The sequence below is a fragment of the Streptomyces sp. SAS_281 genome (assembly GCF_052542855.1).
Map to the genome: position 1 here is coordinate 1 of NZ_JBMNDO010000064.1, position 14,690 is coordinate 14,690.

At 69.6% G+C, this 14,690-nt stretch carries 13 protein-coding genes and 1 pseudogene; 9 read left to right on the forward strand and 5 right to left on the reverse strand.

Going from position 1 to position 14,690, the window contains the following annotated elements:
* A partial coding sequence (locus tag ACN6LM_RS23030) for a helix-turn-helix domain-containing protein (RefSeq protein WP_445067324.1) occupies positions 1-1,056 on the reverse strand: 1,056 nt, incomplete at its 3' end.
* Between the two features lie 135 nt (positions 1,057-1,191).
* A pseudogene (locus ACN6LM_RS23035) lies at positions 1,192-1,545 on the reverse strand (helix-turn-helix domain-containing protein); the annotation flags it as partial.
* Between the two features lie 181 nt (positions 1,546-1,726).
* Here ACN6LM_RS23035 and ACN6LM_RS23040 point away from each other — a divergent pair.
* From ACN6LM_RS23040 to ACN6LM_RS23080, 9 genes are all read left to right on the forward strand, one after another.
* Positions 1,727-2,308 carry a hypothetical protein gene (locus ACN6LM_RS23040; protein WP_445067276.1) on the forward strand — a complete coding sequence of 194 codons (582 nt, stop codon included), beginning with the start codon at positions 1,727-1,729 and terminating at the stop codon, positions 2,306-2,308.
* Positions 2,309-2,810: 502 nt separating this feature from the next.
* Positions 2,811-3,011 carry a DUF5999 family protein gene (locus tag ACN6LM_RS23045; protein ID WP_445067277.1) on the forward strand — a complete coding sequence of 67 codons (201 nt, stop codon included), beginning with the start codon at positions 2,811-2,813 and terminating at the stop codon, positions 3,009-3,011.
* Entirely contained in the window at positions 3,008-3,667 is a 660-nt protein-coding gene (locus tag ACN6LM_RS23050; RefSeq protein ID WP_445067278.1) for a hypothetical protein, read from the forward strand. The genes ACN6LM_RS23045 and ACN6LM_RS23050 overlap by 4 nt, the downstream gene beginning before the upstream one ends.
* 204 nt (positions 3,668-3,871) lie before the next feature.
* Positions 3,872-5,110: a methyltransferase, FxLD system gene (gene fxlM / locus ACN6LM_RS23055; protein WP_445067279.1), complete on the forward strand. Its 1,239-nt coding sequence runs from the start codon at positions 3,872-3,874 to the stop codon at positions 5,108-5,110.
* Positions 5,111-5,163: 53 nt separating this feature from the next.
* On the forward strand, positions 5,164-5,361 hold the full coding sequence (fxlA, locus tag ACN6LM_RS23060; protein WP_362672773.1) for an FxLD family lanthipeptide: 198 nt from the start codon (positions 5,164-5,166) through the stop codon (positions 5,359-5,361).
* A gap of 94 nt (positions 5,362-5,455) precedes the next feature.
* On the forward strand, positions 5,456-8,521 hold the full coding sequence (locus tag ACN6LM_RS23065) for a lantibiotic dehydratase (protein WP_445067280.1): 3,066 nt from the start codon (positions 5,456-5,458) through the stop codon (positions 8,519-8,521).
* Positions 8,518-9,753 (forward strand): lanthionine synthetase C family protein, encoded by a 1,236-nt coding sequence (locus ACN6LM_RS23070; protein ID WP_445067281.1) that lies wholly within the window; start codon positions 8,518-8,520, stop codon positions 9,751-9,753. Before ACN6LM_RS23065 ends, ACN6LM_RS23070 begins: the two co-directional genes overlap by 4 nt.
* Complete coding sequence (locus tag ACN6LM_RS23075) at positions 9,735-10,742, forward strand: thiopeptide-type bacteriocin biosynthesis protein (protein WP_445067282.1); 1,008 nt, start codon at positions 9,735-9,737, stop codon at positions 10,740-10,742. The genes ACN6LM_RS23070 and ACN6LM_RS23075 overlap by 19 nt, the downstream gene beginning before the upstream one ends.
* On the forward strand, positions 10,739-11,599 hold the full coding sequence (locus tag ACN6LM_RS23080; protein WP_445067283.1) for an SDR family oxidoreductase: 861 nt from the start codon (positions 10,739-10,741) through the stop codon (positions 11,597-11,599). The genes ACN6LM_RS23075 and ACN6LM_RS23080 overlap by 4 nt, the downstream gene beginning before the upstream one ends.
* On the opposite strand, the gene ACN6LM_RS23085 is transcribed toward ACN6LM_RS23080, so the two are convergent.
* The 3 genes from ACN6LM_RS23085 to ACN6LM_RS23095 are packed head-to-tail and all read right to left on the reverse strand — an operon-like array spanning position 11,596 to position 14,496.
* Positions 11,596-12,774, reverse strand: coding sequence for a cytochrome P450 family protein (locus tag ACN6LM_RS23085; RefSeq protein ID WP_445067284.1), 1,179 nt, complete (start codon positions 12,772-12,774; stop codon positions 11,596-11,598). The two genes, ACN6LM_RS23080 and ACN6LM_RS23085, sit on opposite strands and share 4 nt — an antisense overlap.
* Positions 12,775-12,793: 19 nt before the next feature.
* Positions 12,794-13,933 carry an MAB_1171c family putative transporter gene (locus ACN6LM_RS23090; protein WP_445067285.1) on the reverse strand — a complete coding sequence of 380 codons (1,140 nt, stop codon included), beginning with the start codon at positions 13,931-13,933 and terminating at the stop codon, positions 12,794-12,796.
* A gap of 20 nt (positions 13,934-13,953) precedes the next feature.
* Positions 13,954-14,496 carry a regulator component gene (locus tag ACN6LM_RS23095; RefSeq protein WP_445067286.1) on the reverse strand — a complete coding sequence of 181 codons (543 nt, stop codon included), beginning with the start codon at positions 14,494-14,496 and terminating at the stop codon, positions 13,954-13,956.
* Between the last annotated feature and the right edge of the window lie 194 nt (positions 14,497-14,690).

Consider the following 14,690-nt stretch of genomic DNA (forward strand, 5'->3'; position numbering starts at 1 on the left):
GATGCGGTCGAGTGAGGCTCGGAACTCGGCGACGCCGTCCTCGCCGGTTGCGGGGGCCAGTGCCTGGTCGAGCCGGTCGAGCTGCCCGAAGATGCGCGCGGATCCGGTCTCTGCGGCGATCCCGACGGCCTGCCCGCCGATTCGGGCAGCGAGGGCCACGTTGCCTGTGCCCGCGTGGGCACGTGCAGCGCGAGCGAGGTAGACACCGCGGTCCCGGCGATATGCGGGCGGGAGCACTGCGAGGGCGCCGTCGAAGCCCGCTGCAGCCTGCTCGTACTCGCCGAGCGCGGCGAGGGAGCGGGCTCGGGCGGTGCTGATATACGCCGCATCGAGCCAGGAGCCCCAGACGCCATCGGAGCCCGCGCGACCGAGAAGAGCCAGCGCGGTGTCGTAAGCCCTTTGGGCTTCGCCGCCTTCACCGAGTACGGCATGCGCGTGGGCCTCGTGCAGAACGGCGATGACTTCGAGACGGCTTCCGGGCCGGGCGGTGCGTCGGGCGGCTGCAGCGAGGCCGAGAGCGTCGGCAGGATGACCGGTGTCGACGGCGAGCTGGGCCTTACGGCCGAGGATGTACGCGGTGAGATCGGTGTCACCGGTGATGTGGGAAGCGTCCAGTGCTTTCGCGGTGTGGCCGTGGGCGGTGCGCTCGTCGCCGATGTCCTGGGCGAACCAGCCCGCCAGCTCTTCGTATCGCGTTTCCAGGGCGAGAAGCTTTATGGCGTTGCTGCCACGAGCGGCTCGGCGTCTCGTGGCTAGGGAGACGAGGTGTTGTTGCAGGGCGGGCAACACGTGCCGGGGGCCGATGAGGTTGTCGGTCTGGATCATCACCCGGCGGAGTTGCGTGAAGTGCTCGAGGGGAGACCCCATGTCGGCGAGTTCGGTGGTAGCCGCCGGCGCCGTGGCCGACATGGCTGTCGCAGCCAGGCCGGCGATCCCTGAGGCGAGAACAGCGCGGCGGGGCACGGGCACGAAGAGGATCCTTCCGTGGATGCGGGCGGGGACGACGACCGTGTCCGTGTCGTCTGCGAGAGAGCCTGCCCGCACGACCGCGCTCATGGCCAGGGTCTCCGGGGCGCTGGCCCCATGGCCCCGTGTACTGGCCCCATAAATCGCTGTTCCGGCCCTGGACACCGGGGCGGGGCAGTCCTGGGGAGCCTCGCGCTCCGCGTTTTCCCAGCCACGAACCAATGCGCCGGCGGCATCAAGGGCATCATCGAGAGCGATGGCCGCGTGCTTCGGGACGGGGCGCTCAGCGCGCTCGAAGCGCCCGAGATGTGCACGGTCGATCAAGGCCCTGCGAGCCAGAGCCTGCTGCGAGAGCAGACGGGCCTCGCGGAACTGGCGTAACTCGTAACCCCAGCGGTGCCATGGGCCGGCGTCCGGAGTCAGCTCGTTCGGCTGCTGCCCCACGCTTCCTCCTCCACCGTGGACTTTCGTTCGCCCGCGGTCGAGCCAGCGACACGGGTGGCTCTCCATGGGGCCTGCGGAGCCAGCGTGTGGGGCTCCATCCAGGGCCTGTCCATGGGGCTTCCGTACCGCTTTCATCGTCGGTACGAGCTGATCACACGGTATCCGAACGGCGCCTGACACGGACCTGATTCACGTCAGTGGCGAACGTAGTGGTCGGTCGGCGTGAACGCATTGCGCAACCGTCGGATGAGCCCTGCGCGGGCTGAGCGCGATCTAGGGGAAGGCGACCATGAAGACAAGTAGAAGCCTGGGCGACATGATCGCCGTCTCCGGTCCACAGATCAGCCTGATGGGATCCCGGGACCGAACGGACACCGACACCGTTCGAACCCAGGAGAGGCACCGCGACCCCGCCCCGCTGGAGCGTCCGGCACGCAGAGGCGAGTTCGTCCGGCTCCGTCAGCAGTTCTGTCGCGAGGCGACCGAAAGGCGCGACCGCCGCTCTGGTGATCGCCGTCTGAGGGTGCTGGCGTACAGCTTGATGACGAGCAGGAGTGCCACCCCGGACGAGGACTGGAACACCCTCCGGGCCGAGGCCGAGCAGCATGGCTACGCAATGGGAGCGAGGTTTCACGACGTGGCCGTTCCCGTGGCCACGACGTACCTCCCTGGCTCGGGTGCTGGCCGTGGCGTCTACACATCGCCCTGGACGCGCCCTGGCTGGGGGGAGGTTGAGCGACTGATCCGAGGCGGCTTCGCGGACGGCGTGATCGTCCTGGACCGGCATAACATCAGCTCCGATGACGACGAGTACCGCGCCGTGATCAAGGAGCTGGGTGAGCGGTACAAGGCGTTCATCCACCTCGTGATCCCGGAGGAGCTGCCCGGTCCGACTTGAAGGCGACCGTTGCGGTGGATGGATGCGAAGGGCTGGGGCTGGAGACAGGCCAGTGCTCAGGTTCTCCTGGTCGTCATCGTGTTCGCCTTGCTCGTCACCGCCTACCGATCCGCCTGATCGGAGGTCGTCTTTACGTTCGAGGGATACGCCGATCAGGCATTACGTTTCCTGCCGCTCCGTGAGGTCGGACTCGACTTTGCATCGTGCCTGCGGGTGACCCGCAGGGCGGGGCATGACCGCAATCAATGAGACCTGCGCGTGCAGTGGTCGTCTCGCCCGGATATGTGCTTCGTTGTCGAGTGGGGGAGAGAGACCACTCACGTACGAGGGCGACCGCACTGCCGTCACCCTAGGGCGCTTCTACGGTTACAACGAAACAGCCTTGGCGGCGTTTACGGGGCGGTGCCACAAGTCCCCCTCTTCGGCCGTACCGGAACCGTGTTCCCCCACGGCAGTAGCCGGCCGAAGAGGGCCAAACTTCCCACCTGAGAGGACGAGCACCATGTGTGCGCACAACCCGCCGTGCCCCACGGCTGAGGCTCCCGACAGGGAGGCCGCGCGGCTCCGCGCGCATCGGCCCGAGCAGGGCTGGAGCCTGCTGTGCAACGGCGTGCTTCTCTTCGAGGACACCGGCGAACTCCTCCCCGACGGCCGGGTCATCGCCCCGCTGCGGGCCGTCGACCTGGCGAGGGCAGCGGCATGAAGCGGACCAGCGCCGCACCCCGGCTCGTCCCGTACATCACCCAGCGAGAGGGCGAGTACGGCGGGTTGGAGTCGGAACTCGCGCTGAGCGTGAACGCCTTCGGCGCCGTACGGCTCGCCTACCGGGAGGAGACCGCTGCGGACCGAGGGCCACACGGTGAACTGTGGGCGCGTTGCTCACAGTCGCTGAACGCCTCAGGGAGGCCGGCGGGCAAGCCGCAGTGGCGCTTGGTCAACTCCAGCAGGCAGCGGGAGGCGATGGAGCAGCTCCGGTGCCAGATCGGCTTCTGCCCGGCCGAGACCGACCGGGGATACATCTTCCTCTCCGGGCGAGCGGAAGACGAGTCCCACGGTGTCGGAGAACCGGTGAGGACGGCCCAGCCGCCGGTGTGCCCGAAGCACCTGAGGTCGGCCGTAGAACTGTGCCCGCACCTGCGGAAGGGGCACGTTGCCTTCCGCGCACGGGCGACCTCGCCGTGGGGAGTCATCGGCACCCGGTACCACCTCACCGCTACGGGCCTGGCACCGCTACCCGCCGACGACACGCCCACGGCCTACGGGCACCCCCAACTGGGCTGGTTCCTGGCGAGCCAACTCATATGCGAGCTCGGGGACTACGAGGTCGTCGATCTGGACGATCTCGTGTCTGCCGCCTAGACGGCCGCCCGGCAGTCCTGAGCGCTACGGACAGGACCGCCGGGCGGCTCACCACCGGCGCCAGAGATCTTGTGCGCCGGCCAGTAGGAAACCGCCGGCCTTCGGCGGCCTGCCCGGAACAGGGAGCGTGCGCCGACAGCCTCCCGGCCCGCCGGCACGCGCCACCGATTCATCCCCCTGAACACGAACGACCGAAGGAAGTCCATGACGAACACGACCGTCGAGCCCGACGAGGCGACCCGTATGCGGAACAAGGTGATGGACGAGTTGTGCGCGGACGGCAACATCACCTCTCCGGAGGTCGAAGCCGTGATGCGCAAGGTGCCTCGGCACGAGTTCACCCCCGCCGATACCCCGCTGGACAAGGCGTACGACACGTACGCCGCCGTGATCACCAAGACCGACGAGCACGGTGTGCAGCTCAGCTCCGTCTCCGCGCCGCAGATCCAGGCCATGATGCTGGAACAGGCCCAGGTGAAGACTGGGATGCGGGTCCTGGAGATCGGCTCGGGCGGGCTGAACGCCGCCTACCTCGCCGAACTCGTCGGTGAGGACGGTGAAGTCGTCACCGTGGACATCGACCCCGTCGTGACCGGCCGTGCGCGTCGACTCCTTGACGAGCACGGCTACGGCCGGGTGCACGTCGTCACCGCGGACGCCGCCGAGCCCATTCCGGACCTCGGCGAGGTCGACGTCGTGATGGTGACCGCCGGGGCCTGGGACGTCTCCCCGGCCTGGACCGCCCAGCTCAAGGAGGGCGGCCGCCTCGTCGTCCCGCTGCGGTTGCGCGGCCTGACCCGGTCGGTCTCCTTCATCCAGGTCAAGGGCGAGCATGGCCCCTACCTGGAGAGCGAGACGGCGAAGATCTGCGGCTTCGTCCCGATGCAGGGCTCCACCGCCCACCGGGAGGAACTCCTCCTCGTCAACGGCACCCCGGAGATCGGGCTCAAGTTCGATGACGGCCTGCCCGTCGACCCGCACCGGCTGGACAACGCCGTCACGTACCCGCGCCACGAACTGTGGACCGGGGTCACCGTCCGCATCCAGGAGCTCATCGACACCCTCCAGATGGCGATGGCGATGAGCCTGCCGGGCTTCTGCACGATGGCCGTCGACGAGAACGCGGACACGGGCGTGGTCGACCCCGTGAACAAGCGGTTCGCGCTCGCGGCCGTCGAGGACGACACCTTCGCCTACCTCGTCACCCGCCGCACCGAGGACAACAAGCACCTGGAGTACGGGGTGCACGCCCTCGGCCCGCACGCGGAGCAGTTCGCCGACAAGATCACCGGAGTGCTCCGCGACTGGGAGGCCAACCGGCGCGGCGGCCCCAGCCCGGTCATCCGGGTCCATCCGGCCGGCACCCCCGACGAGCAGATCCCGGCCGACCGGGTCATCGACAAGGTGCACAGCCGGATCTCGCTCTCCTGGCCCTCAGCGTAAGCCCGAAGACCAGGTCATCCCGCACCACCCCAACAGGAAGAAGGGCACACATCATGACGAGCGCCACCCTCGCCCCGCTCCCGGTCACGCCGGCGGCGGACCTGGACGACGACTTCGCGCCCCTGGACGTGAAGGTCGTCATCGCCGAGCACTCGTACGGCCACCTCATGTGCCAGACGGGCGACGGCTGCGGCACCACCTGCGCGACCGGTGCCTCCGCCTGCGGCTCCTTCACCGAGGACCCGGCCTGATCCAGGCCAACCCCGCACCCGTGGGCCGGGCGAAGTGTTTCGCCCACCCCCCGGGCCCCTCTCCACTCCCCGCGCCGCCAGAAGGAAGGGCCTCATGGCTTCCCGAGCAGCCGCCGGATACCTGTGGCAAGGCGTTGCGATGCTGCGCGCCACCACCAGCCCCGGGCCGGCAGACATCCCCCTCACCCTCGACCTGGACAACGCGACCGCCACCCGCGGGTGGCTGGACCGCATCTGGCAGCGCGAGGACTTCCGCAGCGCGTTGGAGCCGGCCTCCCCGGTCCTGTCCGACGCAATCGAGGCCGTCGTACAGGGCAGGCAGACCGAGCCCCGTCACGTCCGCCGCACTGCACTGTCGACCGTCGCCTACCTCCTGCGGTCGCAGCACAGGCCGACCCCGCACGGCCTGTTCGCCGGGGTCGCTCCGGTGTCGGTCGGGCCTCGGGCGAGGGCGCGTTGGCGTGACAAGCACCGCGTGCTGATCCGGCCGGACGCCGAATGGGTCACCGACATGGTGCTCCGCCTCCAGCGCACTCCCGCGTTGTTGAAGCGGTTACCGCTGGTCGCCAACAACGTCGCCCGTACGCGGGGCGATCGGCTCGTTGCCCCGGGCCCGCCCTCGGATGGTCACGCCGTCCTCCTGGCCCCTGTCGAGATATCCGTACGCAACACGCGGCCGGTAGCCGCCGCCTTTGACGCGGCCCGCACTCCCATCCCGTACGGCGACCTCCACACCCACCTGCGAGACTGTTTCCCCCAGGCCGCACCGGAGAAGATCGACGCCGTTCTCACCAGCCTGGTCGAGCAGCGGTTCCTCCTTATCAGCCTGTGGGCGCCCATGACCACCGTGGACGCCTTCCAGCACTTGTGCCGGGAGCTGGACCGGCTCCAGGCGGACGACCTCCCCGAGGTGCGCGACCTGGTCCATGAGCTGTACGCGCTGCACGACGATCTGTCCGCCCACCAGCCGACCCTCTCCGACACCAGCGTGAGCGCCATCGCCGCACGGATGCGCGCTCTCACCACCGTCACCCCGACACCTCTGCTCATTGACACCGCCCTCGACTGCGAGACCGAGCTCCCGCAGACCGTTGTCGCGGAAGTGCAGGCAGCCGTGTCGGCCCTCTACCGGACCACACCGCAGCCCTACGGCTACCAGCACTGGCGCGACTACCACCGCCGCTTCCGGGCCCGGTACGGAGTCGGCGCCCTGGTGCCGGTCATGGACCTGGTCGCCGACAGCGGCCTGGGCCTGCCCGCCGGGTACGTGGGCTCCGAACGCGGCGCCGCCCTGAAGGTGCGCACCGACCGCGACGAACTGCTGCTCGCGCTGACGCAACAGGTCCTCTTGGACGGCGGCCGTGAACTACGGCTGACGGACGGCGTGATCGACGCCCTGGAGAAGGCCGCCGGGAAGGACGAGCGGCTGTTCGTGCCCCGGGTGGAAGTCGCCTTCGAGGTCCACTCACCCAGCACCCGGGCACTGTCCAGCGGCACCTTCGACATCCTGCTTACCGCGGTTCCCCGCCCCGGCAGCAGCATGGCCGGCCGGTTCGCCCACGTCCTGCCGCCCGACCAGCAGGACGCGCTCGCCGCCACGTGCCACGGAGCGCCGGACGGCCTCACGGCGCAGCTCGTGTTCCCGCCGCGCCGCCACCGCAACGAGAACGTCACCCGCACCCCGCGGCTGCTGCCCCACGTCATCGAGCTGTCCGGCCACCAGAAGATGGACACGACGACGGTCCCGCTCGCCGACATCGCCGTCACCGCGGACCCGCGCAGCTTCCACCTCGTACAGCTCTCCACCGGCCGGCGCATCGACGTGCGGGTCCTGCACGCTCTGGAAGGCGGGACCCAGACTCCGCCACTGGCCCGGTTCCTCGCTGAGGTGGCCAACGGGCGGTACGCCGCCTACAAGCCGTTCGACTTCGGTGCCGGTTCGCGTCTCCCGTTCCTCCCGCGCGTGCGCTACCGCCGCACCATCCTCACGCAGGCCCGATGGCTTCTGATGGCCGACGACCTGCCCGGCCGCAAAGCCTCGACCGAGGAGTGGGAGAGCGCCTTCGCCGCTTGGCGGGACCGGCTGCGGGCCCCAAAGCAGGTCGCCATGATCGAGTACGACCAGCGCCTCCCTCTCGACCTGTCCCACCCGGTCCACCGCCGGGTCCTGCGCGCCCACCTCGACAACACCCGGCGCCTGGAGCTGCGCGAGGTCCCGGACCCGGAGGCCCACGGCTGGATCGGACGGGCGCACGAGATCTGGCTCTCCCTGGCCCGGCCGGAGCCGGACCCCGTCGCGGTGCCCCGGCCGCGCGCCGCTGCGGTGTCGGCCCCAGTGCGGCACTTTCCGGGTGCCGGGGACGTCCTGTTCGCGCAGCTCCACGCCCACCCGCGCCGCTACGACGAGATCCTGAGCCGCCACCTGCCCACCCTCCTTGCCGCGTTCGGTGATACTCCTCCGCTGTGGTGGTTCACCCGGCACCGGGAGATGGCCCGCCCGGACGCCGATCAGCACCTCGACCTCACGCTGCACCTGCCACCGGACGCGTACGGGGCAGCCGCCCAGCACGTCCGCAGGTGGGCGGACGGCCTACACGGGGCCGGTCTGGCGGCCGGGCTCGTCCTGGCTCCCTACCAGCCGCAGACCGGGCGCTTCGGCGCCGGGCCGGCCATGGACGCCGTGCACGAAGTGTTCGCAGCGGACTCCATCGCCGCCCTCGCGCAGATCCAACTCACCGAGCGCACCGACGCTGTCGCCCCGCAGGCTCTCGCCGCAGCCAGCGCCCTGCGCCTCGTCACCCCTCTGGCACCGGACACCACGGCAGCCGAAGAGTGGCTGGTGCGCAACCTCTCCCAGGGCACGGGGCGACTGGACCGGGCCCTGCGCACCCAGGTGCTCGAACTCGCCGCGCCGAACGGCGCCTCCGCGCTCGCGGCCCTGCCCGGCGGCCCTGCGGTCGCCGAAGCGTGGCGGGCCCGCGCCGCCGCTGTGGACGCCTACCGGACAACCTTGGCCGAGGAGCGGGATCCGCTCGACGTCGCCCGGTCACTCCTGCACCAGCACCACGTCCGGGCCCTGGGCGTCGACCCGCGCGCCGAGGAGACCACGATCCGGCTCGTACGGACCGCCGCCCTCCAGCACCGGATGGCGGACCGGTGAACCCGCCGACCGTCACCACCGCCGCAGTGACCTTGGAGCAGTACACCGCCCACTTGGCGGAACCCCAGCCCCCTCCCGTAGAGGAGCCCTGGGCGGTGCAGTCGCTCGCGGACGGCGCCGCTGGAATCAGCCTGCTGCATATCGAAATGGCCAGCCGGCACGGCGGGCCCTGGCGCTCCGCCCACCGATGGATCACGAACGCGACTACCGGCCCCATCAGCGCGGCCGATCAGACGGGCCTGTTCCTCGGCGCCCCGGCCGTCGGCTTCGTCCTCACCACCGTTCCTCCGGCCTACCAGCACCTGTACGCCTCGGCACGCACGACCCTGCACCAGCACATCACCGAGCTCGCCCACCGCCGTGTGAACGCCGCACTCGCTCGCATCGACAGGGGAGACCTGCCGAACTTCGCGGAGTACGACCTCCTCTACGGCCTCACAGGGATGGGTGCCTACCTCCTGCGCACCGAGCCCGAAGGCCCAGCCCTGAAGCGCGTCCTGCAGTACCTCGTCGCCCTGACCCGGCCGCTCGCACCCGCCGGTCGCGGGCTGCCCGGCTGGTGGGTCCACCACGACCCCGGCCGCGGCGAGTCCCCGCACTTCCCCGGTGGACACGGCAACTTCGGCGCCGCACACGGCATCACCGGACCGCTCCTCCTCCTGGCCCAAGCCCTGCGCCGCGGCATCACCGTCAACGGCCACCAGGACGCGATGTTCACCATCTGCGCCCACCTCGACTCCTGGTGCCAGTACGGCGATTCCGGCCCCTGGTGGCCCGAGCACATCTCGCGGCGCGACCTCGACCGAAGGCACCCCCACCACGACGCACCCACACGCCCGAGCTGGTGCTACGGCACGACAGGCATCGCGCGTGCCGGCCAGCTCGCCGGGATCGCCCTGCGCTCACCCACGCTCCAGAGGTTCTACGAGGACGCCCTGTACCGCGCCTTGACCGACCCTGCGCAACTCGCCCTCGTCACCGACACCGGCCTGTGTCACGGATGGGCGGGCATCTACCAGACCGCACACCGCGCAGCAGCGGACGCGCTCGACCCGCGGCTGCGCACCCTCCCGGACAGCCTCGGCGACGCCCTCGCCGCTCCGAGTGAGCCGGGCAGGCTCCAGGCTCCCGGGCTGATCAATGGTGCGGCCGGCACCGCCCTCGCCCTCACCACCTTCGCCTCGCAGCAGGCGCCGAGCACTGGATGGGACGCATGTCTCTTGATCAACTGACCCAGGCGACCGAACCGAGCCCCACGCAGCACGCCGTCCTCGCAGTCCTCACCGGTCTCTCGATCACCGTCGCGGCGCAGCAGTACCGGATGGACCCCGTGGTCCTCTCCGACGCGGTCGCGGTCTACGACCAGGCCGGCCGGGAAGCGCTGGCCCGACACGCGGCCACCACCGACTGGTGGCAGGCGTACCTCCACTTCACCGACCTGCCGAACGCCGACACCACCTTCACCACCCACATCCTGCCCATCCTGCATGAGGCGGAGACCGCCGGAGCGATCAACGGCTGGTGGTACACCAGAAAGTATCCGTGCTGGCGTCTACGCCTCCGAATCCAGCCCGCGGTCGGCGCCAAGCTGACCATCGGGGACGCCCTCGACCGCCTCGTTACCGAAGGACACCTCAAGCGCTGGTGGCCCGGCATCTACGAACCGGAGACTCCAGCGTTCGGAGGGAAGACCAGCATGGATGTCGCACACGCCCTGTTCATCACCGACAGCCGCGAGATCCAGCAGTCGCGCCGGCGCGGCGGCCTCACCGTCGGGCCCAGGGAACTGTCCGTTCTCCTGTGCACGATCATGATGCGCGCCGCCCGGCTGGAGTGGTACGAACAGGGCGACGTCTGGGACCGCGTCATCACGACGGAACACCGCTCGGCCATCAGCGAGGTCCCGGCAGAACAACTCAACGCCAGAGCGCAGCAGATCCACCCCCTGCTGCTCGCCGACATCGACGCCTTGCTGCGCCCCGGGGGCGCTCTGGGACCCGCTGCCGAATGGGCCGCCGCCTTCCGTAACACCGGCCAGGCCCTTGCCCGCGGTGTCCAGGACGGAACGCTCGACCGCGGGCTACGGCAGGTGCTCAGCTACCACGTGATCTTCCACTGGAACCGGCTCGGCCTGTCCATGCGCGGGCAGAGCATCCTGGCCTGGGCAGCCCGAGCGGCCATCCTGCACGGCGTCGATCACCAGGAGGGCCAGGACACATGACGACACTCATCATCGGCGGCAGTGGGTTCCTGGGGACCGAGCTCATCAGGCAGGCGAGAGCGGCCGGGCACCGCACGGTCGCGACCTACCACGCGACCGCACCGGCGGCCACCTCCGACACTGTGTGGTACCGCGTTGACCTGCGAGATCCGGAGCGCACGGCCGTGGCCACGGCCGAGGTACGCCCGCGTCTGATCATCAACGCATCGAGCGGAGGTGCCGACTGGGCGACGACGGCGGAGGCGCCCGTCCGCCTGGCGATGATCGCTAAGGGGCACGGCAGCCACCTCGTGCAGGTGTCCACCGACGCGGTGTTCTCCGGTATCAGCCGGTCCCGTTACGACGAAAACTGTCTGCCGGACCCCATCACCCCCTACGGCGCTGCCAAGGCCGCTGCGGAGACCGGCGTTCTCGCGGTGCACCCGGAGGCCGCCGTCGTCCGCACCTCCCTGATCATCGGGCACGGCCGTTCCGTGCACGAGCAATTGGTGCACCAGCTCGCCGCCGGCATCACCGACGGGGTCCTGTTCACCGATGACATCCGCTGCCCGGTCCACGTCTCGGACCTGGCTGCCGCGCTACTCGAGCTCGCGGAGAGCGGCGCCGCAGGAGTCCATCACGCAGCAGGGGCCGACGCTGTCAGCCGCCACGAGCTCGGTGTCCTCATCGCACGGCGCGATGGCCTGGACGCTTCACAGCTGCCTGCCGGCCTGCGAGCCCAGGACACGGCTCCCGGCGCCCTCGACGTGCGCCTCGACAGTCGGAGAACCCAGGATTCCCTGCGCACCCGCTTGCGCGGCGCGCGTGAATTCCTCGGGTCGTACGAGGAAGCGTCAGGCCCTTCCCATACCGACTAGCCCGAGACGGGAAGCGAGGTCAGCCCGCGTACAAGTCGGGTGCGCCGCCACTGGAGTTGGTCGGGTGGTACGGCTAGCCGGAGGCCCGGGAATCGTGTCAGTACCGCGCGCAGCGCGAGTTCGGCTTCGGCCTTGGCCAGTGGAGCGCCGACACAGCGGTGGATACCGTGCCCGAAGGAGAGATGGCCGGCAGCGTCCCGGTTCGCATCGAGCTGGTCCGGTGACGGGAACCGTTCCGGGTCGCGGTTGGCGGCTCCGAGGGCGACCAGGACCGGTGCGCCTGCCGGGATGTCGGTGCCGTCGAGCGTGATGGCCTCGGTGGTGTACCGGAAGGTGGCCGTGCTGACGGGGGAGTCGAATCGAAGCAACTCGTCCAGCACCGCAGGGATGTCGTCCGGGTTCTGGCGGAGGCGGTCGAGTTCGGTCGGATGCTGGAGCAGGGACAGGGCTGCGTTACCGAGGAAGTTGGTGGTGGTCTCGTGGCCGGCCACGAGCAGGAGCACCGCGAGGGAGACCAGTTCCTCCTCACTGAGCCGGTCGTGGCCGTCGCGGGCCGAGATCAGGCCGTCGAGGAGCGAGCTGCCGGGGCGTCGGCGCTTGGCGGCGATGAGGTCTGCCATGTAGTCGGCCAAGGAGTGCGAGGCGGCGTCGATGACCTCCGGCTGTCCCGCCGCGAAGAGTTCGCCGGACCAGCGCCGGATGTCGGGCCGGTCTTCCTCAGGTACTCCGAGCAGTTCGCAGATCACGATGACGGGTAGCGGGACGGCCAAGCCGGTCACGAAGTCGAAGGGCTCACCGACAGGCCACTGGTCCAGCAGGTCGTCGGTGACCCTGGCGATGAACGGGCGCAGTTCCGCGACAGCCCCGGTCGTGAACGCCCTGGTGACCAGTTTGCGCAGCCGGGTGTGCTCGGGCGGGTCGCTCGACAGCATGTTGTGCGCCACAGCGGGGTGGAGGCGCCGCTTTGATTCCTTGCCCGCGAAGAACGCGGCGGTGTCCTTCGAGAGCCGGGAGTCGGCGAGCGCTTCCCTGGCTTCGGCGTATCCGGTGACCAGGTAGCTGAGGCGCCCGCCGGATCCGCTGGGTACGGCCTGTACGGCGCATGCCGAGCGCATGGCCGAGTAAGTGGGGTAGGGATCTTGGTGAAAGCGGGGGTCCTGAGTCGGGTCGGTCATGTCTTCAGGTTCCAATCGTTCATGGCCGGCCGTCGACGCCGACACGCTCGACGCGGGCGTAGGCGTCGGCCACCAGGAGGAGCCACTGCGTGTCGGCCCGAAGATCCTCGCGGGCGGCGTCTACCGACTGCGGTGCAACTTCGTCCGCGTACCGGCCGGCCTTCGAGTCCGCCAGCGCAGCTCGTACGACAGCCGCCTCCACGGCGGCGGCGCCCTGCTCGGTAGAAGTGCGGAAGTTCGACGCCGCGTTCTCCTGCACCCTGCGCGATCGGTACGGCCGTAGGGCGAGGATGCCGTCGCTGATCTCGATGACGCGCCGCTGCAGCCGGAAGTCGGAGTCGTCGGAGATGCCTTCGACGACCTCTGCCGGCGACAGGACGATCTGCGGCATCGCGGCCGACAGGTCCTGCCAGAGGGGGCGGAGCGTCTCGAAGGACCGGGTTTCCCAGCGGCGGCGGCGGGCTTGGTTGATCGGGTAGAGGACAGCGGGCCACGTGAGGCCGAGGCAGATCAGCAGGACGGCGAGTGCTGGCGAGGTGACGCTGAAGGCGCACGTCGAGGTCACGAGCGATGAGCACTGCGCGTGCGTTTCGTCTCCCAGCCCCAGACCGAGGCCGACGATGCGTGTCACCTTGTAGACGACGTAGACGAGAGCGAAAACGCAGCCTGCCGCCGCCACCCGCAACCCGACCCGGATGCTGACGCGCCGAGTCGCCTTCGACTGGCGTACGGCCTGCATCAGGAAGTCGACCACGGAGAACCCGAGGAAGGAGATGTACGGGAGTAGATAGAGCGCGTAGACCTGTGGAGAACGACCTGCCAACTGCTCGTAGGCGAACAGTGCGGTCATGGTGACGACCGACGCGCCGAGGAGGGCGAGACGGACCCTGATGCGCCGCTGCGCCTCGTAGGGTTCGAGGTTGAGCTGGAAGGAAACGGCCAGGACCGCTGCGGCGGCACCCAGAGAAGCGCAGTTACTCAGCAGTCGGCCGACGTGCGGCACGATCGACTCCGCGATGCTTCTGAGCAGCGGCGTATAGGTGGCGAAGGCCATGGAGAAGGAGCCGAGAAGCGCGCCCATGGCCGACGTACCGGTCGGACGGGGCGTTCCGCGTCCGAGCACCCAGTAGCCGGCTACCGACGCGAGCAGCAAGGCCATCCCGAGGAAGACAGCATTCGTCATGCGCGGAAGCGGCCTCTCCTGATGGGCTGGGCGAAGAGGGCTTCCCAGCTCTCCGGGCCCCTCTGGGGGCAGCGCGAAGGGGCCTCGCGGTCGCGGTAGATGCGTTGGCGGATGACCGTCGCCATCATCTCCGCCTCGCGCTCGTCGGCAGTCGAGTAACTCGTTCGCCCGGACATACGCATCACCAGCGTCGGGTTGACGCCCAGGGAGCGGGCCGTGTCCGCGTTGACCTCCAGGCTTCCCGGATGATCGCAGTACACGTGGCACAGCTCGTGCGTGAGGATGTGTCGCTGGTGGTGGGCGGACGTGCCCTCCTCGTAGAAGAGGAGATCGGCGTCCGGGGTCTCGATTCTCATGCCGCACGGCGCATCGACCGCGCCGAGCGTGCTCAACGGCTGCAGGACTATGGGCTTCCCGCGGAGCTCGGCTATGGCCTCGCTCAACTGGCGGGTGGTGAATCGGTACGGCAGACGTAGGAGGTCGATCTGCTCCTCGCACGATGCGCGCAGTCGACGCGTGTCGACTTCTGGCAAGGACACGGTGCTCCCCTTCCGCCTCGGCGGTGCATCAACTTGTGAGTGGACGGAAGCCCCGAGGATGCCAAGAGAAGGCAGGAACTCACGCTTCCTGGAATTGGCAGTTCCGATTACACGTGGTGACTGGCAGAGGGGGTGTGCCTCCCCCGTCGCACCCCTCCTCGCCACCGGCCGCAAACGTAGGGGCCGGTGAGGCA

Excerpts from the sequence above, each read along its gene's own strand:
- ACN6LM_RS23090 (WP_445067285.1), bottom strand. The coding sequence starts at position 13,933 with ATGGCCTTGCTGCTCGCGTCGGTAGCCGGCTACTGGGTGCTCGGACGC.
- ACN6LM_RS23050 (WP_445067278.1), top strand. The coding sequence starts at position 3,008 with ATGAAGCGGACCAGCGCCGCACCCCGGCTCGTCCCGTACATCACCCAG.
- ACN6LM_RS23085 (WP_445067284.1), bottom strand. The coding sequence starts at position 12,774 with ATGACCGACCCGACTCAGGACCCCCGCTTTCACCAAGATCCCTACCCC.
- ACN6LM_RS23045 (WP_445067277.1), top strand. The coding sequence starts at position 2,811 with ATGTGTGCGCACAACCCGCCGTGCCCCACGGCTGAGGCTCCCGACAGG.
- ACN6LM_RS23080 (WP_445067283.1), top strand. The coding sequence starts at position 10,739 with ATGACGACACTCATCATCGGCGGCAGTGGGTTCCTGGGGACCGAGCTC.
- ACN6LM_RS23040 (WP_445067276.1), top strand. The coding sequence starts at position 1,727 with ATGATCGCCGTCTCCGGTCCACAGATCAGCCTGATGGGATCCCGGGAC.
- fxlM (WP_445067279.1), top strand. The coding sequence starts at position 3,872 with ATGACGAACACGACCGTCGAGCCCGACGAGGCGACCCGTATGCGGAAC.
- ACN6LM_RS23075 (WP_445067282.1), top strand. The coding sequence starts at position 9,735 with ATGTCTCTTGATCAACTGACCCAGGCGACCGAACCGAGCCCCACGCAG.
- ACN6LM_RS23065 (WP_445067280.1), top strand. The coding sequence starts at position 5,456 with ATGGCTTCCCGAGCAGCCGCCGGATACCTGTGGCAAGGCGTTGCGATG.
- fxlA (WP_362672773.1), top strand. The coding sequence starts at position 5,164 with ATGACGAGCGCCACCCTCGCCCCGCTCCCGGTCACGCCGGCGGCGGAC.